This window comes from Streptomyces sp. NPDC060064, assembly GCF_042736455.1.
Lineage (GTDB): Bacteria > Actinomycetota > Actinomycetes > Streptomycetales > Streptomycetaceae > Streptomyces.
The window spans coordinates 12,364-34,484 of sequence record NZ_JBHWWF010000004.1 but is presented as its reverse complement, the minus strand read 5'-3'; the positions used below and the strand labels follow the sequence as shown (position 1 = coordinate 34,484).

Here is a 22,121-nt window from a genome sequence, read left to right as displayed (position 1 = left end):
GCACCGTGGCTCCCCTCAGCTCTGTGCGTCCGCGCTCACGGCATACACAGGGACCCTCAGAAGCAGCCCCGAGGCCACCAGGGTGACCGAGACAACCGTGACCAGCACGGCGTTCTGCGGGAGGACCTTGAACATGACGAGCACCGCTGTCAGGCATGTCATGGCCGCGAAGCCCCCGATGACAACGGCTACCTGACGAACCGTCAGTCCCAAGCGACGGAGTCGGTGGGCGATGTGATCCCTACCGCCCTGCAGCACAGGTCTGCCCTCCCTGCGTCGCGCGACCATGACCAGTCCGGTGTCCGCAGTGACGACCAAGGTGACGAGGAACAGACTGGTGTACCCGGACAGGGCGCCGTTGTCCCTGTGCAGAGACACCGTGGCGGACGACACCAGAAAGCCCACGAAAAGCGAGCCCGCGTCACCCAGAAAGATCCGCGCCGGATGCCAGTTGTGGAAGAGGAAGCCTGCACACGCCCCGGCCAGGGCGGCCATGACCGAGGCAGTGCCCACCAGACCGCCGGAGAGAGCGGCGCAGCAGAGGAATCCCGCGGTGACCACGGTCACGGTGGAGACCACGCCGTCCATGTTGTCCAGCAGGTTGAAGGCGTTGGTGGTGAAGAGGATCCACGCGACCGCGACGACCACGTCGAGCCATGTACCGAAGAGCACGGGATGGCCGCACCACAGAACCACCACCAGGGCTGCCGCCGCCTCGATGCAGACACGAAGACGGATGCTGAGCGGACGCAGGTCGTCTGCGAGGCCGAGAACGGCGATGAGCGCAGCGCATGTGAGCACGACGCCAACCGTGGTGTCGTGCCCCTTCGCGGCGAGTGTCGCCACACTCGCGGAGCACAGGGTGGCAAACGCGACCGCGATGCCGCCGAGATAAGGCGTGGGATGGACATGGATTCTGCGTGCATTCGGCTGGTCGGTGTATCCGCGCCGCAGGGCCAGCCGCCGCAGTGGCTCGGTCAGCAGAGCAGCGATGAGCAGAGCCCCCAGCCCCGCGACTGCCGACACCAACCAGGGGCTCAGACCGGACATGGACCCGCCAACACGGTCTGGCCGGTGGAATTATCTGTTTCCCCCTTGGCCTGGCCGTCGGCGACAAGCCCGAGTACCTGCCGCCTCACCTCGCTTCGGGCATCCGCGACGGCGTCCGCCAGCACATCGTCGAGGTTCCGTTGCGGCTGCCAGCCGGTGAAGGCCCTTAGTTTCGTGGTGTCGGGGACGCGACGCTCCATGTCTTCGAACCCCGGTCCGTAGGCCTCGCTGTACGAGAGACGGTGCACGGACGAAGTGCTCTCGGCGCAGGCAATGATCCGCTCCGCGAGATCCAGAATGCTGATCTCCTCGTCGCTGCCGACATTGAAGGTCTCACCTACGGAATCCGGAAGGTCAATCAGCGACAGGAGCGCTTCGACCACATCCGCGACATGCAGGAAACAGCGGCTCTGCTGCCCGGTGCCGTAGACGGTGAGGTGTTCTCCTCGGACCGACTGACGGGCGAATCTCGGGATGACCATGCCATAGGCGGGGCTCTGCCGGGGACCGACGGTGTTGAAGAACCGCACGATGGTGGCACGCAGTCCGTACTCCCTGCGGTACAGCTCGGCGAGGATTTCGTCGACCGCCTTGGCGGTGCTGTAGGACCACCGTGGGACAGAGGGACTGCCCAGGATGCGGTCGGAGGTCTCGTTCAGCGGTCCGGAGGAGTTCTTGCCGTAGATCTCCGATGTACTGGCGAGGATTACCCTTCGGCCATAGCGGTGAGCAGACCCGATGACGGTTTCGGTGCCTTTGGTGTTGATGGTGAAGGAATTCAGCGGCTGTTCGACGATGAGTTTCACGCCTACGGCTGCCGCCAGGTGCACTACACAATCACATGCACGCACCAAATCGTCTACGAGCGGCGCATCCAGTACGGAGCCGTGGATGAATTGGAAGTTACCCTGCTCGCGCGCATGCGCAAGGTTCTCCAGGCGTCCGGTGCTGAGGTCATCGAGTGCGACGACCGGCTCACCACGTGCCAGCAGTGCATCGACGAGATGGGAGCCGATGAAGCCGGCTCCTCCGGTGACCAGGTACTTCGGACGATCCATCACGCCGTCACTCCAGGTTTGCGGGTGGGGCGTTGCCGGGGACATGTGCACCGGCGACGCATGGCAACGATAACCAGGGGCAACGCAAATAGAATGAACGGAATCGACAATTAGCCCATTCGCGCCCCCACTTGACGGCTGACATGGCTCCATTCGCCTGACGAGTGTCACTCAAGAGATGTACGGGAAGCCACGTCGAGCGAGTGTCAGGCATATTCCTCCGAAACATTCTGCTTGGCAAGCAAAGAGGAGGCTCACCGTGTCGGAGGCAGCAGAGAAGGCGGTAGTGGCCGGCCAGGAGCCGGTCAACCGCAGCCAGGTCCTCTTCCGTCGTCATTGCCACTGACCATGACGCCTTGGATTACGCAACGGTGAAGCGTTTCGCCGACTAGGTTTTCGATGCCTGTAAAAATCGATGCCGTGCGAGACCGTTGAGCCCCTCCGAGGGGACGTCCATTCACTCCGTTGGGGTAAGAAAAGGCGAGTGTGCATGCCACGTGCCCCAAATCCCGCAGCGTGGTCCTAGCGTGACTGTTTCACCCACTCGCTCCGATCGGGGAAGACGTTGGATTTGCGCGACTACCTACGAGTCCTTTCCCGCCGATGGCACGTCATCGCTCTTGTGGCTTTGCTGGGGACGACAGCCGGAATCCTGGCAAGTGTCTTTGCCACTCCTGAGTACCGGGCAACGACCACGCTGTTCGCTTCTCTCCAGAGCGGCGCCGACACGTCCCAGCTCAATCAGGGGAACGCGTTCACCGAGGCCAGAGTCCAGTCCTATGCCGACGTGGCGAGCAGCCCGAAGGTGACCGGACCGGTCGTAAAATCCCTCCGGCTCGACATCACGCCGGCTCAGCTGGCGAAGCGGATCTCGGCCGAGGCGCCGCTCAACATGGTGCTGGTCCGTCTGACCGTCACCGACACCCAGGCGTCACGAGCTGCCCGGATGAGCAACGCGGTCGCTGCTCGCTTCGCACAGGTGATCAGAGAGCTGGAACGTCCGGAGAAGAGCAAGTCCGCCTCCCCGGTGCGACTCACCGTCACCCAGCCTGCCACCGTGCCGTCCGCGCCTTCGTCCCCGAACACCACTCTCAATGTCGCGCTCGGTCTGGCGGTGGGCCTGTTTCTCGGGCTGGGTCTGGGCGTCGCACTGGAGACAGTGGACACGTCGATGCGTGATTCCAAAGCCCTCGCCGAGTGCCTGGCAGGGGCCGGGGGGCCTCCCGTGCTGTCCAGCATCGTGCAGGACCCGCGAGCCGTACGGCAGCCGGTCTCCTTGCGCGACGACAGGCACGGTCCTCGTGCGGAGGGCTTCCGGAAGCTTCGGGTCAATCTGCAGTTCGCGGACGTGGACCAGCGGCCGAAGGTGATCGCCGTCACCAGCCCGCTGCCCCGTGAGGGCAAGAGCAGCGTGTCGGTCAACCTGGCCGCCACACTGGCCGAAGAGGGCGCGAGGGTGTGCCTGATCGACTGCGACCTGCGCCGCCCATCGATTGCTCCAGCCCTTGGCCTGGTCAGGGACGCCGGGCTCACCACAGCTCTGGTGGGCCAGGCCGAACTGCATCAGGTACTGCAGTCGGCCGGGTCCTTCACCGTGCTCACCAGTGGGATGATTCCGCCCAACCCGACGCAGCTCCTCGGAAGCACCCAGTTCGGCTCCTTGCTGCACACTCTTGCCGAGCAATTCGACCATGTCGTGGTGGACACCCCTCCGGTGCTCCCCTTCGCCGACACGGCAGCGATGGCACCCGCCATTGACGGTTACCTGCTCGTGGCGCGCGCCGGGCGGACAAGCAGGAGCCAGGTCGTCGACGCCTTGCGCATCCTCGAACGCGTCAACGTCCCTGTGCTGGGGGCTGTCCTGAATGGCGCTCCGGCACGCGGGGAGGGCGACGCATACGGCTATGCGTACAAGTACCGGCCGAAGCAGAACACGACAGAACGGCTCACCGCGCTCGTGTCGTCGCGCTTTGCGGCAGTGGTCCCCGGCCGAGGGCCCGCTGCCAAGGGGCACGGGGCACCGGCTTCGGCCAAGACACGACCGCAGAACCAGGTGACCCGGCCGGTGTTCGTGGACGGCCTGTCCCCTTCGGTCGTCCCCTCGCCCCCCAACGGCGGCGAGCCGACGCCGGGACAACTACGCCTTGGGAGCGAGCGTCCGTGAGCCGGTCGGGCGGGACAGGGCTGCTCTTGTCGGCCACCGTGCCGGTGTGAGGCGAGATGCGTCTTGCGCCGGCGGTCCCTGTCGTGGTCGTGGCCCTGGTCAGTGGAATGCTCGTCCCGTCGTGCGGGACGGGTGGCGGAGCCGAGGGCCGCGGCCCGGGCATGCACGGGCGGGCCGCGGCAGGGGTCGAGCGGTTGAAGGTGGAGGTCGTCGAGGTCCTGCCGCATGACCCGAAGGCCTTCACCCAGGGCCTGGAGATGACCGGCGGCATGCTGTACGAGAGCACAGGCGTGGCCGGACAGTCGTCGGTTCGGGCGGGGCCGCTCGGCAAGCCTCCCGCGGTCCGCGCCGATTTGCCCCTGCCGCTGTTCGGCGAGGGAATCACCGTTGTGGGGCCGACTCTGTGGCAGCTCACCTGGCAGGACGGTGTCGCGGTCGAACGGGACGCGAGGACGCTGGCCGAGTTGCGCCGGGTCCCCTACCGGGACGAAGGCTGGGGAGTGTGCCACCAGCGGCACCGCGACCGGCTGGTGACGAGCAACGGCTCCTCCCGGCTCACTTTCCGGGACCCCGGAACACTCGCGAAGACAGGGGAGGTTGCCGTCACCGCTCATGGGCGGCCCGTGAGCCTGCTGAACGAGCTGGAGTGCGTCGGTGACATCGTGTACGCAAACGTCTGGTCCGCCGATCGGATTGTGCGTATCGACGCCAACACCGGCACGGTGACCGGCGACATTGATGTTCCGGCACTGCTCGGCGCAGCCGAGAGGCGGCGCGCGAACGTCCTGAACGGTATCGCGGCCATTCCCGGGACCCATCAGTTCCTGCTCACCGGCAAGTGGTGGCCCAAGATGTTCCGGGTCGCCTTCGTTCCCGGGTGACTCACCATGCAGGGCCGTTGCAGTGCTGATCGGCGGCATTCCGCTGCCTCATGGGCAGGGATCTGACCATGCCCATGCTCGTCGGAACCTCGGGGTGGCAGTACAAGGACTGGCGCGGCGTTCTCTATCCGCCCGAGCAACCGCAGCGGCTGTGGCTGGAGGAGTACGCCCGGCACTTCGCCACTGTGGAGAACAACAACGCCTTCTACCGGCTTCCCACCACGGAGAACTTCGCCTCCTGGCGGGAGCGGACGCCGGAGGGCTTCGTCATGGCGGTCAAGGCCAGTCGCTATCTGACCCATGTGAAGCGGCTGCACGACCCCGAGGAGCCGGTGCGCCGGCTGATGGACCGGACCGAGGGCCTGGGCGACCGGCTGGGGCCCGTCCTGCTGCAACTGCCGCCCAACTTCCGGCAGGACATCGGGGCTCTGGACGCCTGCCTGAGCTGCTTTCCCGGCACGGCCCGGGTGGCCGTCGAATTCCGCCACACCTCGTGGTGGGAGGCGGAGCGGGAGCTTCGGCAGTTGCTGGAACGGCACAGCAGCGCACTGTGCTGGGCGGATCGGGGGTCCCGCCCGGTGACGCCGCTGTGGCGTACAGCCTCGTGGGGGTACGTGCGGTTGCACGGCGGCATCGCCGAGCCCCCGCCGCGCTACGGCCGCCAAGCGCTGAAGTCCTGGGCCCGACGCATCTCCGACACCTGGCCGGACGAGGACGATGTGTATGTGTACTTCAACAACGACCTGGGCGGTGCGGCGGTCGTGGACGCCGCGAAGTTCGCCCGGGCAGCGGCCGCGTTGGGCCGGACGGTGAGCCGTACGCCGTCGGCCCCGGCGGCGGGCGGAAGCGGCGCCACGGACCTACGATGAGATGACCGTCGAGTCGAACCGGCGTTCCGGAGGAGGCTGCGATGGAGGAGCATTTCGTCTGGGTGACGACGCGCCGGATCAAGCCGGGCGCGTTGGAGGAGTTCGAGAGGGTCTGGCGCCCTGCTCCGCACCCGCAAGGCCTGCGTCGCGCCTATGCGTACTGGTCCGAGGACGGACAGGAGATCACCGGGGTGTCGTTCTGGGACACCAAAGAGGCGTGCGACTCCTGGCGGGCCTCCGAGGCGGAGACACAGCGGCGTGCGGCCATGGCCCCTTACGTCGTAGAGGAGCGCGAAGGTTTCTACCGTGGCCGCGAGCTCGGCGTCGGCTCCGCCTGAGACCGCCGCGGCGCTCACCGCCCCCGCACTCCCCCTGCCTCCGGGGCCACTGGAGACATGGCCCCGGACCGACCATGGCGGGGCAGACACGATCAGCCGGCCGTCGCCGGCTGCGTCTGCGGCACATCGACGAGAGCGGTCGGCAGGGCAAGGTACGCCGTGACTCCGCAGACCCCCTCCTGCCCCTGGGTGGGGCGCAGTTCGACCTGGGCGCCGAGCCGGGCCGCGAGGGTCCCGACGACGAAGTGGCCGAGGTAGCGGGTGGGGGCGACCAGGAAGGACTCCCGGCCCGCGAGCCGGGCGTTGGAGCGGGTCAGTTCCTCGGCCGTCATCCCGGAGCCGCGGTCGACGACCGCGAGGCAGTACTCGCCGCCGTCGCGCCAGCCGTGGATCTCGACCGGACGCGTCGGCGGTGAGAAGAGCAGGGCGTTCTCGATGAGTTCGGCGAGCAGATGGGAGAGCTCGGCGACGGCCCGGCCGCGGATCCGGCCCTCCTGTACGTCGACCACGGCGACGCGCTGGTACTGCTCCACCTCGGCGATCGCCGACTGCACCACCTCGGCCGCCGACACCAGTCCCGACCAGGTGCGCGGCGGCAGCTCCTCCCCCGCGAGCACGAGCAGCGACTCGGCATTGCGGCGCATGCGAGTGGCCAGGTGGTCGAGTTCGAAGAGCTCGCCGAGTGCGTCCGGGTCGATCTCCTGACTCTCCAACGTGGTGATCAGGCCGAGCTGGCGGGAGAGCAGTGCCTGATTGCGGCGGCCGAGGGAGGCGAGTGACTCGGAGCTGTTGCGGCGCAGCACAGCCTGCTCGGTCGCAAGACCTATCGCAGTGTGCTCGACATTGTGCAGGGCGGTGGCGAGCCGGGTGATCTCGCGGGCGCTGTCAGGCACCCTGCGGGACGGTCCGGAGACGAGTTCGTCGTCCGCCTCGGCCTCCTGGATCCGGGCAACAGCGGCGGGCAGTCCGGTACGGGCGACCGAGTCGGCCTCATCGGCGAGTGCGACGAGCGGCCGGGTGATCGAGCGGGCGGAGAGCACGGCGAGTGCGGCCGCAACCGCGAGGATCAGCACACCGAGGCCGATGAAGCCGCCCAGCTGGCCGGTGGCGTCGTCCCCGATCCGGTCCGCGCGAACCCGGACCTCGGCGCCGATCTGCCGCTGAACGCCATGGAGTTGGTCGACGAGCGCGGTCATCGACGACCACCATGTGCCGGGGTCCACGGCGAGCCGGCTGCCATCGGCTCCGCCCTCGGCCCGCTTCTCGTAGCCGATGGCCCGCCGGGCGCCCCCGGTGGCGAAGGCGGCGTCGAGCGCGGACTGCTGGGCGGGGGTGGCGAGTTCGGCGTACTGGGCCAGGAAGGCCAGCCGGGCCGCCCGCACCTCGGTGAAGTCGAGGAACTCGCTCTTCTTGAAACGCCCTGCCGCGAAGACCCCGTTGAGGGAGCCGCGCTCAAGAGCGACGGCCTCGGTGGCTCGGACGAGGGCCTGCCAGGCGCCCATCGCCTCGGCGAGGCCGCGGTCACCGCGAGCCGGTTCCGCGGCTGCGGCGTCGATCAGTCCATCGATCGCCTTGGTGTACGCGGCCAGGGTTGGGGCGCGCTGACCAGTGCCGCCGTCGACCTGGCGGCGTACGGCGGCCAGTGCCGCGACCGGGGCGAGCGCCTCCCGTAAGGCGTCGGCGGTGTCCGCTCCCGCGTCCCCCGCCCCGAGCAGGGCGTCGAATCCGGCACGGGCGGTTTCGGTGCGTGCGCGCTGGACATCGACGTCGTCGCGGTACTTCGCGGCGCCGCCCAGCAGGCCATTGGTGAGGCCACGTTCGCGCTGGAGCTCACGCACCAGGTCCTGGGTCTTGAGGAGGAGCTCGACTCGGCCGGCGGTCTCGCGCGCCGCGGACCAGTCAGCAGCCCGGTCGGTGACGCCGAGGCCGGTCACGACCAGCAGCAGACAGGTGGGGACGGCGAGCACGATGGCCACACGGCCGCGGATCGTGCCCCAGCCGGGCAGAGCGGGCGGTTGCTGTAACAGGCGTCGTTGGATGCGCATCACATCCGACGACGTTACGAACCGGGGTGCCCGGCGTGGTTTCCCGGGGGTAAGGGTCTGATTGCTACCGGTTCACAGGAGGCAGGGCCGCGGCGGGCACCGTACGCCACCCTTTCGTAACGCAGCGGCCGGCCCCACGGCCCTTGGCCTCCCACATCCGCAGCCGACCGGTTCCTGACGGACGCAGATCCGGCTGTTTGCTGGTACACGATGGGGTGGGTGCCGGTGTGGTGCAGGGAGCTGAGAGGGCGGGAGGCGCGGATGGGTGGTGACGTAGGTCGGGGACGGGTGCTGGTGGTGGACGACGATCCGGCGATCCGGCGTTCGCTGGAGCGGGGACTGCGGTTGGCCGGTTTCGCGGTGGCGCTGGCCGAGGGAGGGCGGCCCGCCCTGGTCCATGTGCGCCGGGAGCCGACCGATGTGGTCGTGCTCGATATTTCGATGCCCGATCTCGACGGAATCCAGGTGTGCCGGGCGCTGCGCGACGACGGCAACGACCTGCCCGTACTGATGCTGTCGGCGCTGGACGAGACGGCGGACCGCATCGCGGGGCTGCAGGCGGGTGGTGACGACTACCTGGTCAAGCCGTTCGCGTTGCAGGAGCTGGTGCTGCGGCTGGAGGCGCTGTTGCGCCGGCGGCCGCCGAGGGACACGGACATGGTCCGCATCGGCCTTCTGGTGCTGGATCCGGCGGCCCGCGAGGCGAGGCTGGACGGCGAGTTGCTGGTGCTGACCCGGCGGGAGTTCGAGCTGCTGGAGGTCCTGGCGCGCAACGCGGGGATCGTGCTCACCAGGGACCAGTTGCTGGAGCGGGTCTGGGGGTACGACTTCGAGGTGCGCACGGATGCCGTCGACACCTTCGTCAGCTATCTGCGGCGCAAGCTGGAGAGCGGCGGCCGGGCACGGATCATCCATACCGTGCGGGGCGTCGGTTTCGTCCTGCGCCCGGACAACGGGAGCCGGAGCGCGTGAAGCTGTCGACGCGTATCGCACTCGCCATTGGCGTCACTGTGCCGGTTCTGGTGCTGGCGGCGGGATGGTTGCTGCTCCGGCTGGTCGCCCGTGATCTCCATGCGGAGCAGGACGCGCATCTGCGGGAGCGTGCGGCAGTGGCCGCGGGGGACGCCCGCCGGCTGTTGCGGGCCACCGCCGCCGACCGTCCCGCTGCGGTCGAGCAGGCCCGTGAGCGGCAGTTGTACGCCTCCGGCCTGGATGTCGGTATCCGGCTGACCGGGCCGCGGGGCACCGTCTCGGGCGGCCCGCAGCCCGATGCTTCCGTACCGCTTCCGCAGAGCACTCGGACGCCGGTCACCGTCGAGGAAGGGGCCAGGAGCTGGCGGGTGCTGTCCGTGCCTGTGCAGGGCTCGCGCCCCGGTGTCGACGGCACGCTGTGGCTGTTCTCCCCCGATACCGCGAGCGAGGACCAACTGGCTCTCGTACGTCGGCGCGTGGTGACCGTGGCGCTGCTGGCCGCGCCGTTGTCCGGGCTGCTGGCTCTGGCTGTCGCCTCGCGGGCCGGCCGCCCGCTGCGACGACTGCAACAGCGCACCAGCGGCCTCGACCCGAGGGTGGATGCGGCAAGGCTCGACCACAGCCGGACCGGGGTCACCGAGGTCGACGACCTCGCCCGTACGCTGCAGACCGTACTGGCCCGCTATGACGAACAGGCCGCGCGGACCACGGGTGCCCTGACCACAGCCCGGTCGTTCGCTTCCGCCGCGGCGCATGAACTGCGCACCCCGCTGATGAGCATGCAGACGAACCTGGAGATCCTCGCCGAGCATCCCGACCTCGCATCGGCCGACCGGGACGAGGTCCTGAGGGATCTCCGGGCCGAGCACGCCCGGCTGCTGAGCCTGCTGGTGATGCTCAGGGAACTCGGACGGGGCGACCTGGTCGAGGCCGATGCCTTCGGTCCGGTGGACCTCACCGAAGTGATCGACGCCTCCGTCGCCGACGCCAGGCGCAGGCATCCCACAGCGGAGATCACCGTCCCGGTGATGCCGCGCCTCAGCGTGCACGCATGGGAGCCCGGAGTACGGACAATCGTCGACAACCTCCTGGCCAACGCCCTGACTCACGGTCGGGGCAGCGACGGACGGGCCCGGATCGAGCTGGGCCTTCGAGCCGGCGGACAGCCCACGGGCTCGGTCGCCGTACTGACGGTGGACGACCAGGGGCCCGGCATCCCACCGCCACTCCGCGATGCGGTGTTCCATCGCTTCGCGCGCGGACCGGACAGCCCCGGCTCCGGGCTCGGCCTGACCCTGGTCGCGCAGCAGACCGCCCTGCACGGCGGCCGCGTCCAGGTCCAGGACCGCCCTGGCGCCGGCGGCACGCGGATCGAGGTGCGGCTCCCGGTGCGGGAGAGCAGGCAGACCGAGATCCTCCTGCCGGCCGAGCGGGACTGGCTGACCGGAACTGCCCAGCACCCACAAGGTTTCCACAAGGACGGCTCCTAACTTCTCGGCAGGCGCTGGCAGATGGGCCTCGCCCTGATCCGGAGGAGAAACCGCCATGAGGACCGTCAAGACCGCTGCCCTGGCTCTCACCGCCGTCGCCGCGCTGCTCGCCGCGGCAGGCACGGCGTCCGCCGGCGGAGGGACACCGTCGCCGGACGCCGCGCCCACCGGCGACGGCGCCCAGGCCCTCTGCAAGCGGGTCCCCAAGATCGAGAAGCGTCTCGATCGAGCCCTGGCCCGCCTCGACGGGAACGCGACGCAGCGCGGCTCCATCGCGCGGCTGGCGAAGCGGGCCGAGAACGCCAAGGCAGCCGGTCACACCGAGATCGAGACCTACCTCAACGACAAGCTCACCTTCCGCCGCTCCCTCGTTCCCACTCTCGAGAAGCGCCGGAAGGACCTGACCGCCGTCAAGACCTGGTGCGAGGCGAACAACAACGGGAGCGAGAAGTGATGTCCCGCCGACGCAGTGCCACCGCCGTCGCGGCCACCCTCCTGTTCCTCACGGCCCTCACCGGCTGCGGGCAGAACAGCGACGAGAACGTCGGCGGAACGCCCGACGGCCCCGTGACCACAAGCCCCGCAGAGGTCACCGACATGAAGGCACGCGTGGATGCCGCCGAGTCGGCCGCTGCCGCAGCGGAATCCGCGGCGGCGGAGGACGGGCGGGGCTGATCGGACGGAGGACGCACGGGGACGGCCACCCCGGCCGCCTGCCCGGGATGCAGTCGCGCTGACGCAGGGCGACGATGGACGCACCGTGTGAAAGGCGGAGGCCCATGTCGAAATACCTTGTCAGAGCCAGGTTGACCGTGGACGGGCTGAAGGGCCTGCTCAAGGAAGGCGGTACGGCACGCCGTGAGGTCGTCGAACGCATGGTCCAGAGCCTGGGGGGTCAGCTCGAATCGATGTACTGGGCATTCGGCGAGGAGGACATCTATGTCACGGTGGACCTGCCGAGCAACGCCTCCGCCGCGGCCTTGGGTCTCGTTGTGTCGGCGGCCGGCGGCGTGCGCACGAGCATGGTCGTGCTGCTGACGCCCGAGGAGATCGACGAGGCGGTCCGCCAGAAGGTGGACTACCGCGCACCCGGCGCCTGACGCGTCATCGCTTCTGTGGACGCGCCCTGAACCGCCCCACACGGGCCGACCGGAACTCGGTCAACGGCCGGTTTACGGAGCAGAAGCAGCGCCGCGTCGTCGTGGAGGTGGCCGCCCACGTGCGCCAGCAGCTCGTTGTGCAGCGCGGCGACGGTACGGGACGGCTCGTCCGACACATGCCGTGCCACCCGTTCGATGAGCGGGTAGAACTCACGACTGTGGTTGCGGGCCTCGGTCACCCCGTCGGTGTAGAGAAGCAACTGGTCTCCGTCGGTGAAAGTCAGCACCTGAAGGCTGGGGGTCTCACCGGTGAGGGCGTTCAGCCCGAGCGGCGGAGCCGGATGGGTCGGTTCGACAGCCCTGACGTCGGATCCGCGAACCAGCAGCGGAGGGGCGTGTCCGCAGTTGACTATCTCCATGCGCTCGGCCCCGGCGTACCCGGCGACAACGGCGGTGACGAAGTCGTCGGGACCAAGGTTGCGCGCCAGGCTCCGCTCGATCCTGCCGACGACATCCAGGAGATCCGGCTCGTCATAGGCGGCCTCGCGGAAGACACCGAGCACCAGCGCGGCGGTGCTCACCGCGGGCAGCCCTTTGCCGCGCACATCTCCGACGATCAGCCTGATCCCGTGAGGGGTGGGCACGAGCGCGTAGAGGTCCCCGCCGATTCGGGCCTCCGCCGCGGCGGCGCTGTAGCGGACAGCCACCTGGAACTGCCCGACCGTGGCAGGCACGGGCTTGAGGAGGGCGTGCTGGGCAGCCTCGGCGACTGAGCGGACGGCTTCCAGCACCCGTTCGCGACGCCCGCGCAGCGCGCTGGCCAGGCTGCCCGCGAGGGTGACCGCGACCAGTGCGGACAGCACGATTGCCTGCTCACGGCCCGGCGCACCGCCGCGTACGCCGAACACGGCGCCCAGTGCCACGGCGATGAAGCCGATACGGAGGACTCCCGACGGCCTGCTGGTGGCGGCGGCCAGCGTGGGTCCGACGGCGAGCAGCGGCAACCAGGTCGCCCCGGCTCCGCTGATGAGGGCGAGGAGCGCAACCGCAAAGACGATCAGCGCGGGCGCGCCGGCGAGGAGGGCGGCGGTGCGCGGCTGGTCCAGCTTCGTTGCCCCCGAGGCCAGGATTTCCCCCGGGTTGTCGTCCGGCCCGGCCGGTGCACAGGTGCCGGTCGTGCGCTTTGTGAGCTTCCAGATCCGTGGGCGGTCGCGCTGATCGTCTCGGGTCTGAATCATGTTCGCGTCCGCAACTCCCTGATCCGCTGGTGAGGCCTGAATGGCCCGGTTTGTCCAGGAAACAGGTATGAGCGGGTGAGTCACAAGGGCAGGATTTTCAGATAGTGAGTGAAAGGCCCCTGGTCACGCGATTCGCTGCCGGGATCAGCTGCGCGAGGACTTGATCGATTCGGGAGAGCCGGTCCGCCCGGACGGAGACACCGAGCGAGCCGAGTGTCCGGCCGCTGTATACGGGCACGGCGACGCAGACCGTACCGAGGGAGTACTCCTCCAGGTCCAGGACGGCCGGGGTGGCGGGTGACGAATCGAGTCGTCGGAGCAGTTCGGAACGGTGGGTGATCGTCCGTGGCGTGAGATCGGCGAGACGGTGCCGGGAGAGGTAGTCGCCGCGGGAGTCGTCGTCCAGCTCACGCAGAATGCACTTGCCCAGCGCCGTGGCGTGCCCGGCGTCCTCGAATCCCACCCAGAGGTCGGCCCGTGGTGCCCGGGGGCTGTCGACGATCTCGGCGACCCGGATCTCGCCGTCCTCGTAGAAGGTCAGATAGGCGGCCGCCGTAATCTCGTCCCGCAGAGCGGCGAGCGTGGGACGGATGCGCGTGAGCAGCGCCTGCCCACGGCTTCCGGCATGCAGCACGTGCAGCTTGTCCCCGATGACGAACCCGCCGTCGTCCAGCTTCCGTAGATACCCGTCGTTGACCATCGTCCGGAGCAGGTGGTAGGTGGTGGCCAGGGGCAGCCCTACCTCACGCGCCAGCTGCTTCGCCGGTACGCCGCCCTCGTGTGCCCCCACGGCTTCCATCAAGCGGAAGGCTCGCTGCACGGAAGTGATGAGCGTTGGGCCCTCTTGAGCACCCATACCCCCAGACTGCGCCCGGCGCTTCACGTTAGCAAGGCGCCTCGGCCGGGGTCGCCGACGTGACCCCGGACCGGATCCGTCCGGTTTGCTGCCCAAGCTCTTGTCGCCGCTCTCTTTGCCTGGTTGTCTACCCGGGCGATCTCGAACAGGTTCGCCGACGGGCTGCGTATCCGCTGTGGGTACGAGGGTGACGATGGGAGAGTCGTGGCACCAGTGGCTGGGCAGGAAGTACGAGGCACTCTGCCCGAGGGACTCGGTGACGCGATACGCGACACCGCCGAGGAGATCGCCGCGCTGCTGCGCGGGGTCGCCGACACAGGTGTTCCGGTACCCGGGTCGGAGTGGAGCGTCGGGGCGGCGGCAGCGCATCTGGCCCAGGCGAATGAGCTGATGGCCGATATCGCGGCAGGGCACGAGCGCAGCTACGGGGACGGCACCGCGCGGAGCCTGGCCGAGGCCAACGAGCGCGCGCTCGCCGAGTTCGACGAGCGCGCGGCCGATCCGCTGGCCGGGATGATCGTGGAGCATGCTGCCGCGTTCATCGAGGCGGTGGACCAGCGCACGGTGGAGGGGACTGTGTTCACCCCGCTGGGCCCGATGAGCCGGGCCGAACTGGGCTCGTACCTGGTGGCGCACATGCTCGGGCACGGCTACGACCTCGCCCGCGCGCTGGGCCGCCCGCACATGATCGACCGCGCCCGGGTCGAGCTGACCCTGCCCTTCCTGATCACGGCCATGCCACGGGTGGTCGACACCGCCACCACCGCTGGGCTGACCGCCCGCTACACGATCCGCCTGTGGGGCGGCGCCCGCTTCGGCGTCACCTTCACCGACGGCGCCGTGGCCGTGAGCGCGCAGCCGCCGAGCCGGCCGGACTGCACCATCCTCACCGAGCCGGTCACCTTCCTGCTCATGGCGCTCGGCCGCTGCGAGCCGTGGGGCGCAATGGCCCGGGGCCGCGTCCTCACCTGGGGCCGCAAGCCCTGGCTCGCTCCCCGCTTCCCGACACTCTTCACGGCGCCCTGATACCGCTTCCGCGGAGCCCAGGCACTGCGACCGGCACTCTCGCGGCGTCACAATGGTGGTGAGGGACACACCTGCCGTTGCGGAAGGGCGGGAAACGCCGGTGCCGTACATAGCTGTGACCGCATTGAGCCATGACGGGCTGATCCGGGATCACAACGAGGACAGCCTCGTCGTCGGACCGTGGACGCTGTGCGGCACCGTGACCGAGAGTCCCCAGACGCTGCTGTTCCCCGCCGGCACACCGCTCGTCGTCGCGGTCGCCGACGGGCTCGGCGGGCAGCCGGCCGGCGAAGTGGCCAGTTCACTGGTCGTCCGCCAACTCGCCTCGCTCGGGCCTGCCTTGGACGGCGAGCAAGCAGTCCGTGACGTTCTGGACCTCTGCAATCGCTCGGTGTATGCGGCGACCGACGGGTTTCCCGAGCGGGTCACCATGGGAACTACGGTCGCGGGCGTCGTCGTGCTGGCGGATTCGCTGCTGACGTTCAATGTCGGCGACAGCAAAGTGTTCCACGTGACTGAGGACGGACTTCGCCAGGTGAGCGTGGACGACAGCCCCCCGCCGGCACCTGGGCGGCGCACCACGTCAGCCGTCACACAGACGCTCGGCGGCAGCCCCGCGTTCAGCGCCATCACGGCACACACGACCGCCGCCCCGGTGTCCACGGGCGATCGCTACTTGATCTGCACCGACGGGCTGACCGACCCGGTGCCGGACGAAGCGATCGAGAGCCTGCTGCGGGTGCACGACGACGAGAGGGCCGCCTACGAGTTGTGGAAGGCCGCCATCGAGGCGGGCGGGCCTGACAACATCACGTTCGCGGTCGTGCGTATCGGCGAGTAGGGCCTTCGAAGAGGGCCTTCCCCCGCGCCGGCAGAAAGCCCCGGGCCGGCGACCCGGGGCAGGAGAATCCGAGGCCCAACTCGGCGCAGGGGCAGGAAGGTTCAGCCTCTCTGCCCGGGGCCTCGGCCGCTCAGGTCACACCGTCAGGTCACACCGTCAGGTCACACCGTCAGGTCACATCGGAAGTCTTGGGCATCTCGCCCTCGGTCGTCGTCATGTCGATGACGGAGAACGCCGCGCCCTGCGGGTCGCTCAGCGCCGCGAACCGGCCGAACGGACTGTCCATCGGCCCGAACCGCAGCACCCCGCCGCGTTCGGTCGCCTTCGCCACCGCCGCGTCGCAGTCCTCGACGCCGAAGTACACGTTCAGATACGGCGGCACCTCGGGCGGGAAGTCGTCCGTCATTTCCATCCGGCCCAGAACCGGTTCGTCGCCGAGGCTGAAGAGCCTGTAGTCCATGACGTCGTCGTCCATCCGCTTCACGCTGTACGGAAAGACGGAGGGGAAGAAGGCATCCGACTTCTCGGGCTCCCTGGTGAAGACCTCGGCCCAGCAGTACGCGCCGGGCTTGCCCTTCGCCTCGAAGCCTTCGTGGGTGCCCCCCTGCCACACCCCGAAGACGACACCGCCAGGGTCGCGAGCCAGGAGCATCGAGCCGAATTCGCCGACCTGCATCGGCTCCATCAGCACCTCGCCCCCGTTGTCATGGATCTTCCCGGCGACGGCGGCGGCGTCCGACGACGCGAGGTACAGACACCACGCCGAGTGGCCGTCCTGGCCGGGCATCGGGGGGACGACGGCGGCCACCGCCTTGCCGTCGGAGTACGCCTGTGTGTAGTTGCCGTACTCCGACGACTCCTCACCGAACGTCCAGCCCAGCACATCGCCGTAGAAGCTCTTCGCTCCTTCGACGTCGCTGAACATCGCATCGACCCAGCACGGCATGCCCTCAGGTTGCGCGGCCATGAATCCGACCCTCTCCCGCTCGACGACTCGTGCGGTTTTTCACGCTAACCAGCCGACCGCCAACCCGCGCGCTGAAGCATCGCGCCGCTGAGCCGTGCCGCGGGTCCCGGTCGCGCTGCGCCGGGTGGACGGAAATTCTTGTGCCTTCCAGCGGTCACATTCCTCCGGCGCGGCGGGTCAGCCCAGTGACGGACCGGACTCCGTCAAAGCTGATGAGACCCGCGACATGAGGAGTACGCCATGACTGAAGGCATGAAGACGATCATCTACCCCGTCAAGGACCTCGCCCAGGCCAAGGCCCTGTACAGCGAGCTGCTGGGTGTGGAGCCCGTCATGGACGAGGCCTACTACGTCGGCTTCAGGGCCGGCGGCCAGGACATCGGTCTGGACCCCCACGGCCACAGCAAGGGAATGACCGGCCCGGTCGGCTACTGGCACGTCGACGACATCCGGAGTGCTGTCAGCGCCCTCCTCGGTGCGGGTGCGGAAGCGGTGCAGGACATTCAGGACGTCGGTGGCGGCAAGCTGACCGCCATCGTGAAGGACTCCGACGGCAACACCATCGGACTCATCCAGGCGGCCTGACCTGCCTTGACCTGCCTTGACCTGCCTTGACCGGTCGGCCACGGGGGCGGCGGGCCGGGGAGCCGGAGGCGCCGGCTTCTCAGTCGCCCAGGACCTCCAGGTCGAGCCCGCTGAGCCGTTCGGCGTCGGCGAGGATGTCGATCGCGGTGATCCTTCCGTGCGTGATCGTGAAGCCGAAGACGACGCGCGGCCGTCCGCCCGGGGTCCAGACGAGTCCTGCGGGAATCCGGCTACGGCTGATCGAAAAGCCGCGACAAGCCGCGACAAGCCGCTGACCAGCACCTGTCGGTACCGGTCGGATGCCCGCAGCCGGAACGTGCGCCGCGGGGCGTTCGACGGACCGGCCGGCCCGCGGAGTCAGACCCCGACGCCGAATTCCCTGGCGCGGATGCCGGCTTGGAATCGCGACGTGGCGCCCAGCGTCGTCATGAGCTCGGCGACGCGTCTGCGGTAGGTGCGCACAGACATGCCGAGGTGGCGTGATGCCGTCTCGTCGGTGTGTCCGGCGCTGAGCATCCGCAGGATCTCGCGAGCCTGATCGTTGAGTACGGGAGGTCGTGTGCGCCGGACGTCGGCCAGGTCGGCGGCGGTCTCCCAGGTCGCGTGGATCAGCGATCTGACACCGTCGACGACGTCCGGTGACCGGACCACCGTGTAGGTCCGTATCCCGCGGACCGGTGTTCCGGCGAGGATCGCGACCTGCCGGTCGATGACAATCGCCTCGCGGGCGAGCGGCCCCGCGCAGATCCGTATCTGGGCGCCCGACTCAACGATCCTCACCAGACGACGCTCGGATTCGGCGTCGGCCAGCGCCTGCGTGGTGTACAGCTTGCGCATCGACAGACCGCCCGGCGTCAGGGGCGGCCGCTTGCCTCCGGCGAAGGCGGCGTTCACTCCGGACGACCAGGTCAGCAGGTCCGCGGCGGCGCACAGGAACTCCTGCCGCGCTCCGGTGAACAGGTGCCCGGCCCGGCGCACCAGTTCCTGCTCGCCCCGCAGGGTCACGATCTGATCGGTTGCCATCGTTCGAACAGTCTGCGATCCGCTGACGATCACGGTCAACGTGACCCCTTACGGAGCGGCGCCGATACCGGCCTGAGCAGGGCCGCAGCCGGCCCGAGCAAGAGCCGGTGCCGGCCTGGGCGAGGGCCGCAGCCGGACCGGCAGCGGCCGGTGGCACACTGGCGGTTGTTGCCCGAAGGAGTTCGCCGTGCCAATGATCCGCAATCTCCGCCGTGCGGTGCGCCGCGTCGCCCGCAAAACCGTGGACCTGAGCCATCCGGCCCGCTCCCCGCTCGGCAGCACGGTCGTCAACTGCGTGATCTACGAGGACGGCGTACGGCAGCCCGAGAACTACCCGGTCGACGAGGCCGTACGGCGGGTGCGCAAGACCGGCCGCGGCTTTGTGTGGATCGGGCTGCACGAGCCCTCTGATGCGGAGTTCGCCGGGGTCGCCGAGCTGTTCGGGCTGCATCCGCTGGCCGTCGAGGACGCGGTGAACGCCCATCAGCGGCCCAAGGTGGAGCGGTACGAGGAGTCACTGTTCGCCGTCTTCAAGACCTGCCGCTACGTCGAGCACGAGGAACTCACCGCCACCAGCGAGGTGGTGGACACCGGGGAGCTGATGATCTTCACCGGTACCGACTTCGTGATCACCGTCCGGCACGGCAGGCACGGTTCACTCGGCCCGCTCCGGGAGGCCCTGGAGGCCACGCCTGAGCAGCTGGCCAAGGGGCCCGCCGCCGTACTGCACGCCATAGCCGACCAGGTGGTCGACGACTATCTCGCCGTGGCGGACGCCGTGCAGAACGACATCGACGCCGTCGAGACCACCGTCTTCAGCGAGCAGGGGGGCCATGCCGACGCGGGCCGGATCTACCAGCTGAAGCGCGAGCTGCTGGAGCTCAAGCGCGCGGTGGCGCCGCTGGACCGGCCGGTGCACGCCCTGGCCACCCAGCCGCTGCCGCTGGTCGGCCCGGACATCCAGCCGTACTTCCGTGATGTCGCCGACCATCTGTCGCGCGTCACCGAGCAGATCACGTCGTTCGACGCGCTGCTCGACTCGATCCTCCAGGCCCACCTCGCCCAGGTGACCGTCGCCCAGAACGAGGACATGCGCAAGATCACCGCATGGGCGGCGATCATCGCCGTGCCGACCATGGTCTGCGGGGTGTACGGCATGAACTTCGACCATATGCCGGAGCTGCGCTGGACCTACGGCTACCCGCTCGTCCTCGGCGTCATGGCCCTCCTCTGCGTCGTCCTCCACCGCAGCTTCCGCCGCAACGGCTGGCTCTGACTCCCTCGGCTCCCTCGGCTTCCCTCGGCTCCCTCGGCTTCCGGACGGGCAGTTGACGCCCGTTCTATTGACATGTGCCTGACTCGGCGCTGAGATGTGGTCGCTTTCGTTCGCCCCCGTTTGTTTGTGCGCCATTCACCCCCCTCCGGAGCCGAATATGCACACCGAACGACACACCGTCAGAGAGCGCCTGGCCGTCGTAGCCGCCGCGCTCACGCTGCTCACCGGCGGCGGGGCGCTCATCGCCGTCCCGGCTGCCGCAGCCGCAGCCACAGCCACAGCCACCACGGACGCGCGAGCTGTCACGGCTGTCACGGCTGTCACGGCACCGGCCGCCGACAACGGCCTGGCGCGTACGCCCCAGATGGGCTTCAACAACTGGAACTCCACCCACTGCCGGGCCGAGTTCAACGAGGCGATGGTCAAGGGCATCGCCGACACCTTCGTCTCGCAGGGCCTCAAGAACGCCGGGTACACCTACGTCAACATCGACGACTGCTGGGCACTCCCCTCGCGCGACGCCGCCGGAAATCTGGTCCCCGACCCGGTGCGCTTCCCGGGCGGCATCAAGGCGGTCGCCGACTATGTGCACTCCAAGGGACTGAAGTTCGGGATCTACTCCAGTGCCGGCACCAAGACCTGCGACGTACAGGGGTTTCCCGGCGGTCTCGGCCACGAGCAGCAGGATGCCAACCTGTGGGCGTCCTGGGGCGTGGACTACCTCAAGTACGACAACTGCAACAACACCGGCGCCGACGCCAAGCAGCGCTACACGGCGATGGCCAACGCACTGAAGGCGACCGGCCGGCCGATCCTCTACAGCATCTGCGAGTGGGGCGAGAACCAGCCCTGGAACTGGGCGCCGGACCTCGGCAACTCCTGGCGCACCACCGGGGACATCAGCGATTCCTGGTCCAGCATGATCGGCATCGCGCATCAGAACCAGGGGCTGGCGCCGTACGCCAAGCCCGGCGCCTGGAACGACCCGGACATGCTCGAGGTCGGCAACGGCGGGATGACCGACACCGAGTACCGCACCCACTTCAGCCTCTGGGCGCAGATGGCCGCCCCGCTGCTGATCGGCAGTGATCTGCGCAGCGCCTCCCCCGCGACCCTCGCGATCCTGAAGAACACCGACGTCATCGCGGTCGACCAGGACAGCCTGGGCAGGCAGGGCACGGTGGTGGCAAGCTCCGGCGGCCTGGTGGTGATGTCCAAACCCCTGGCGGACGGCGGCCGTTCGGTGACTCTCACGAATGAGACCACCTCCACGAGGACGATCTCGACGTCCGTCGAGGCGATCGGGATCGGCGGCGCGTCCTCGTACACCCTCAAGGACCTCTGGTCCCAGCAGACCAGCACCACCACGGGCACCATCAGCGCTTCGGTGCCCGCCCACGGCACGGTGATGTACCGCGTGACGCCGGGCACTCCGGTGCCGCCGCCGACCGGGGTCAACCAGCTCAGCGACCTGTCGTGGACGTCGGCGGTGAACGGCTGGGGCCCGGTCGAACGCGACCGCAGCAACGGCGAACAGGCCGCGGGCGACGGCAGGACCCTCACCGTCAACGGCACCACCTACGCCAAGGGCCTCGGCACCCACGCGGCGAGCGACATCACGTACCACCTGGGCGGCAGCTGCCGGTCGTTGAGCGTCGATGTCGGCGTGGACGACGAGTCGACAGCGGGCGGTTCGGCGGTGTTCAGGATCTATCGCGACACCGCGCTGGTCGCCGACAGCGGGCTGCGCACGGCCGCCGACCCGCCCCGCCGGCTGAGTGCCGACCTCGCAGGCGGTACGCAACTGAGGCTGGTCGTCACCGACGGCGGCGACGGCATCAACTACGACCACGCCGACTGGGCCGACGCCAAGCTGACCTGCGGCAACGGCCCCGCGGCCGGTACGCACGCACTCAGCGACCTGTCGTGGACATCGGCGGTCAACGGCTGGGGCCCGGCCGAACGCGACCGCAGCAACGGCGGACAGGCCGCAGGCGACGGCAGGACCCTCACCGTCAACGGCACCACCTACGCCAAGGGCCTCGGCACCCACGCGGGCTCCACGATCACGTACTACCTCGGCGGCAGCTGTACGACGCTGACCACCGGCGTCGGCATCGACGACGAGTCGGAGGGCGCGAACGGGTCGGTCGTCTTCCAGATCTACCGGGACGGCACAAAGGTCGCCGACAGCGGCAGGCTCACCGGCGCCGACGCGTCCAGAGACCTCACCGCGGCTCTCACCGGCGGCCTGGAACTCAGGCTGGTGGTCACCGACAGCGGCGACGGCATCAACTACGACCACGCCGACTGGACGGCACCCAGGCTCACCTGCACCTGAG

21 protein-coding genes are annotated in these 22,121 nt (G+C 69.0%); 14 read left to right on the top strand and 7 right to left on the bottom strand.

Annotated elements, in window-relative coordinates:
* Positions 1-15 precede the first annotated feature (15 nt).
* Both ACFWDI_RS06565 and ACFWDI_RS06560 read right to left on the bottom strand, forming a co-directional pair.
* On the bottom strand, positions 16-1,050 hold the full coding sequence (locus tag ACFWDI_RS06565; protein WP_385301693.1) for an MraY family glycosyltransferase: 1,035 nt from the start codon (positions 1,048-1,050) through the stop codon (positions 16-18).
* On the bottom strand, positions 1,038-2,153 hold the full coding sequence (locus ACFWDI_RS06560) for an NAD-dependent epimerase/dehydratase family protein (RefSeq protein ID WP_385301692.1): 1,116 nt from the start codon (positions 2,151-2,153) through the stop codon (positions 1,038-1,040). The genes ACFWDI_RS06565 and ACFWDI_RS06560 overlap by 13 nt, the downstream gene beginning before the upstream one ends.
* Positions 2,154-2,673: 520 nt before the next feature.
* On the opposite strand from ACFWDI_RS06560, the gene ACFWDI_RS06555 reads away from it, so the two are divergent.
* From ACFWDI_RS06555 to ACFWDI_RS06540, 4 genes are all read left to right on the top strand, one after another.
* Positions 2,674-4,272: a polysaccharide biosynthesis tyrosine autokinase gene (locus tag ACFWDI_RS06555; protein ID WP_385301691.1), complete on the top strand. Its 1,599-nt coding sequence runs from the start codon at positions 2,674-2,676 to the stop codon at positions 4,270-4,272.
* A 56-nt stretch (positions 4,273-4,328) separates the two neighbouring features.
* Complete coding sequence (locus ACFWDI_RS06550) at positions 4,329-5,153, top strand: glutaminyl-peptide cyclotransferase (RefSeq protein ID WP_385301689.1); 825 nt, start codon at positions 4,329-4,331, stop codon at positions 5,151-5,153.
* 68 nt (positions 5,154-5,221) lie between these two features.
* Entirely contained in the window at positions 5,222-6,022 is an 801-nt protein-coding gene (locus tag ACFWDI_RS06545) for a DUF72 domain-containing protein (RefSeq protein ID WP_385301688.1), read from the top strand.
* 41 nt (positions 6,023-6,063) lie between these two features.
* Positions 6,064-6,360 (top strand): hypothetical protein, encoded by a 297-nt coding sequence (locus tag ACFWDI_RS06540; RefSeq protein WP_385301687.1) that lies wholly within the window; start codon positions 6,064-6,066, stop codon positions 6,358-6,360.
* Positions 6,361-6,452: 92 nt separating this feature from the next.
* Here ACFWDI_RS06540 and ACFWDI_RS06535 read toward each other — a convergent pair whose 3' ends face one another.
* The gene (locus ACFWDI_RS06535) at positions 6,453-8,336 is read right to left on the bottom strand and encodes a nitrate- and nitrite sensing domain-containing protein (RefSeq protein WP_385301686.1); all 1,884 of its coding nucleotides are present in this window, start codon (positions 8,334-8,336) and stop codon (positions 6,453-6,455) included.
* 330 nt (positions 8,337-8,666) lie between these two features.
* Between ACFWDI_RS06535 and ACFWDI_RS06530 the strand changes: the two genes are divergently transcribed.
* The 5 genes from ACFWDI_RS06530 (at position 8,667) to ACFWDI_RS06510 (ending at position 11,967) form a co-directional block, all read left to right on the top strand.
* A complete protein-coding gene (locus ACFWDI_RS06530) occupies positions 8,667-9,377 on the top strand; it encodes a response regulator transcription factor (RefSeq protein ID WP_385301685.1) in 711 nt (236 codons plus the stop codon).
* Positions 9,374-10,867, top strand: coding sequence for a sensor histidine kinase (locus tag ACFWDI_RS06525; protein ID WP_385301684.1), 1,494 nt, complete (start codon positions 9,374-9,376; stop codon positions 10,865-10,867). Before ACFWDI_RS06530 ends, ACFWDI_RS06525 begins: the two co-directional genes overlap by 4 nt.
* A gap of 55 nt (positions 10,868-10,922) precedes the next feature.
* A complete protein-coding gene (locus tag ACFWDI_RS06520) occupies positions 10,923-11,321 on the top strand; it encodes a hypothetical protein (RefSeq protein ID WP_385301683.1) in 399 nt (132 codons plus the stop codon).
* Positions 11,321-11,542 carry a hypothetical protein gene (locus ACFWDI_RS06515; protein ID WP_385301682.1) on the top strand — a complete coding sequence of 74 codons (222 nt, stop codon included), beginning with the start codon at positions 11,321-11,323 and terminating at the stop codon, positions 11,540-11,542. Before ACFWDI_RS06520 ends, ACFWDI_RS06515 begins: the two co-directional genes overlap by 1 nt.
* A gap of 104 nt (positions 11,543-11,646) precedes the next feature.
* A complete protein-coding gene (locus tag ACFWDI_RS06510) occupies positions 11,647-11,967 on the top strand; it encodes a GYD domain-containing protein (RefSeq protein WP_385301681.1) in 321 nt (106 codons plus the stop codon).
* Here the strand turns inward: ACFWDI_RS06510 and ACFWDI_RS06505 are convergent.
* Both ACFWDI_RS06505 and ACFWDI_RS06500 read right to left on the bottom strand, forming a co-directional pair.
* On the bottom strand, positions 11,946-13,205 hold the full coding sequence (locus tag ACFWDI_RS06505) for a PP2C family protein-serine/threonine phosphatase (RefSeq protein ID WP_385301680.1): 1,260 nt from the start codon (positions 13,203-13,205) through the stop codon (positions 11,946-11,948). The two genes, ACFWDI_RS06510 and ACFWDI_RS06505, sit on opposite strands and share 22 nt — an antisense overlap.
* Positions 13,206-13,302: 97 nt before the next feature.
* Positions 13,303-14,061, bottom strand: coding sequence for an IclR family transcriptional regulator (locus ACFWDI_RS06500; RefSeq protein WP_385301678.1), 759 nt, complete (start codon positions 14,059-14,061; stop codon positions 13,303-13,305).
* Positions 14,062-14,265: 204 nt separating this feature from the next.
* Here ACFWDI_RS06500 and ACFWDI_RS06495 point away from each other — a divergent pair, with 204 nt between their 5' ends.
* A complete protein-coding gene (locus ACFWDI_RS06495; protein WP_385301677.1) occupies positions 14,266-15,087 on the top strand; it encodes a maleylpyruvate isomerase family mycothiol-dependent enzyme in 822 nt (273 codons plus the stop codon).
* A 100-nt stretch (positions 15,088-15,187) separates the two neighbouring features.
* On the top strand, positions 15,188-15,928 hold the full coding sequence (locus ACFWDI_RS06490; RefSeq protein ID WP_385301676.1) for a PP2C family protein-serine/threonine phosphatase: 741 nt from the start codon (positions 15,188-15,190) through the stop codon (positions 15,926-15,928).
* A gap of 169 nt (positions 15,929-16,097) precedes the next feature.
* On the opposite strand, the gene ACFWDI_RS06485 is transcribed toward ACFWDI_RS06490, so the two are convergent.
* Positions 16,098-16,895, bottom strand: coding sequence for a VOC family protein (locus ACFWDI_RS06485; protein ID WP_385301675.1), 798 nt, complete (start codon positions 16,893-16,895; stop codon positions 16,098-16,100).
* 240 nt (positions 16,896-17,135) lie between these two features.
* Here ACFWDI_RS06485 and ACFWDI_RS06480 point away from each other — a divergent pair, with 240 nt between their 5' ends.
* A complete protein-coding gene (locus ACFWDI_RS06480; protein ID WP_385301674.1) occupies positions 17,136-17,480 on the top strand; it encodes a VOC family protein in 345 nt (114 codons plus the stop codon).
* Between the two features lie 357 nt (positions 17,481-17,837).
* Here the strand turns inward: ACFWDI_RS06480 and ACFWDI_RS06475 are convergent, their stop codons facing one another.
* Positions 17,838-18,503, bottom strand: a complete 666-nt coding sequence (locus ACFWDI_RS06475) for a DNA-binding response regulator (protein ID WP_385301673.1) — start codon at positions 18,501-18,503, stop codon at positions 17,838-17,840.
* 193 nt (positions 18,504-18,696) lie between these two features.
* On the opposite strand from ACFWDI_RS06475, the gene corA reads away from it, so the two are divergent.
* Together corA and ACFWDI_RS06465 are read left to right on the top strand one after the other, a co-directional pair.
* Positions 18,697-19,779: a magnesium/cobalt transporter CorA gene (gene corA / locus ACFWDI_RS06470; protein ID WP_385301672.1), complete on the top strand. Its 1,083-nt coding sequence runs from the start codon at positions 18,697-18,699 to the stop codon at positions 19,777-19,779.
* Positions 19,780-19,936: 157 nt separating this feature from the next.
* On the top strand, positions 19,937-22,120 hold the full coding sequence (locus ACFWDI_RS06465; protein ID WP_385301671.1) for an NPCBM/NEW2 domain-containing protein: 2,184 nt from the start codon (positions 19,937-19,939) through the stop codon (positions 22,118-22,120).
* Position 22,121: the final 1 nt, after the last annotated feature.

Bases quoted from the DNA above. Each gene is read 5' to 3' on its own strand.
- ACFWDI_RS06565 (WP_385301693.1), bottom strand. From the start codon at position 1,050: ATGTCCGGTCTGAGCCCCTGGTTGGTGTCGGCAGTCGCGGGGCTGGGG.
- ACFWDI_RS06560 (WP_385301692.1), bottom strand. From the start codon at position 2,153: ATGTCCCCGGCAACGCCCCACCCGCAAACCTGGAGTGACGGCGTGATG.
- ACFWDI_RS06550 (WP_385301689.1), top strand. From the start codon at position 4,329: ATGCGTCTTGCGCCGGCGGTCCCTGTCGTGGTCGTGGCCCTGGTCAGT.
- ACFWDI_RS06545 (WP_385301688.1), top strand. From the start codon at position 5,222: ATGCCCATGCTCGTCGGAACCTCGGGGTGGCAGTACAAGGACTGGCGC.
- ACFWDI_RS06540 (WP_385301687.1), top strand. From the start codon at position 6,064: ATGGAGGAGCATTTCGTCTGGGTGACGACGCGCCGGATCAAGCCGGGC.
- ACFWDI_RS06530 (WP_385301685.1), top strand. From the start codon at position 8,667: ATGGGTGGTGACGTAGGTCGGGGACGGGTGCTGGTGGTGGACGACGAT.
- ACFWDI_RS06520 (WP_385301683.1), top strand. From the start codon at position 10,923: ATGAGGACCGTCAAGACCGCTGCCCTGGCTCTCACCGCCGTCGCCGCG.
- ACFWDI_RS06515 (WP_385301682.1), top strand. From the start codon at position 11,321: ATGTCCCGCCGACGCAGTGCCACCGCCGTCGCGGCCACCCTCCTGTTC.
- ACFWDI_RS06510 (WP_385301681.1), top strand. From the start codon at position 11,647: ATGTCGAAATACCTTGTCAGAGCCAGGTTGACCGTGGACGGGCTGAAG.
- ACFWDI_RS06505 (WP_385301680.1), bottom strand. From the start codon at position 13,205: ATGATTCAGACCCGAGACGATCAGCGCGACCGCCCACGGATCTGGAAG.
- ACFWDI_RS06500 (WP_385301678.1), bottom strand. From the start codon at position 14,061: ATGGGTGCTCAAGAGGGCCCAACGCTCATCACTTCCGTGCAGCGAGCC.
- ACFWDI_RS06485 (WP_385301675.1), bottom strand. From the start codon at position 16,895: ATGGCCGCGCAACCTGAGGGCATGCCGTGCTGGGTCGATGCGATGTTC.
- ACFWDI_RS06480 (WP_385301674.1), top strand. From the start codon at position 17,136: ATGACTGAAGGCATGAAGACGATCATCTACCCCGTCAAGGACCTCGCC.
- ACFWDI_RS06475 (WP_385301673.1), bottom strand. From the start codon at position 18,503: ATGGCAACCGATCAGATCGTGACCCTGCGGGGCGAGCAGGAACTGGTG.
- corA (WP_385301672.1), top strand. From the start codon at position 18,697: ATGATCCGCAATCTCCGCCGTGCGGTGCGCCGCGTCGCCCGCAAAACC.
- ACFWDI_RS06465 (WP_385301671.1), top strand. From the start codon at position 19,937: ATGCACACCGAACGACACACCGTCAGAGAGCGCCTGGCCGTCGTAGCC.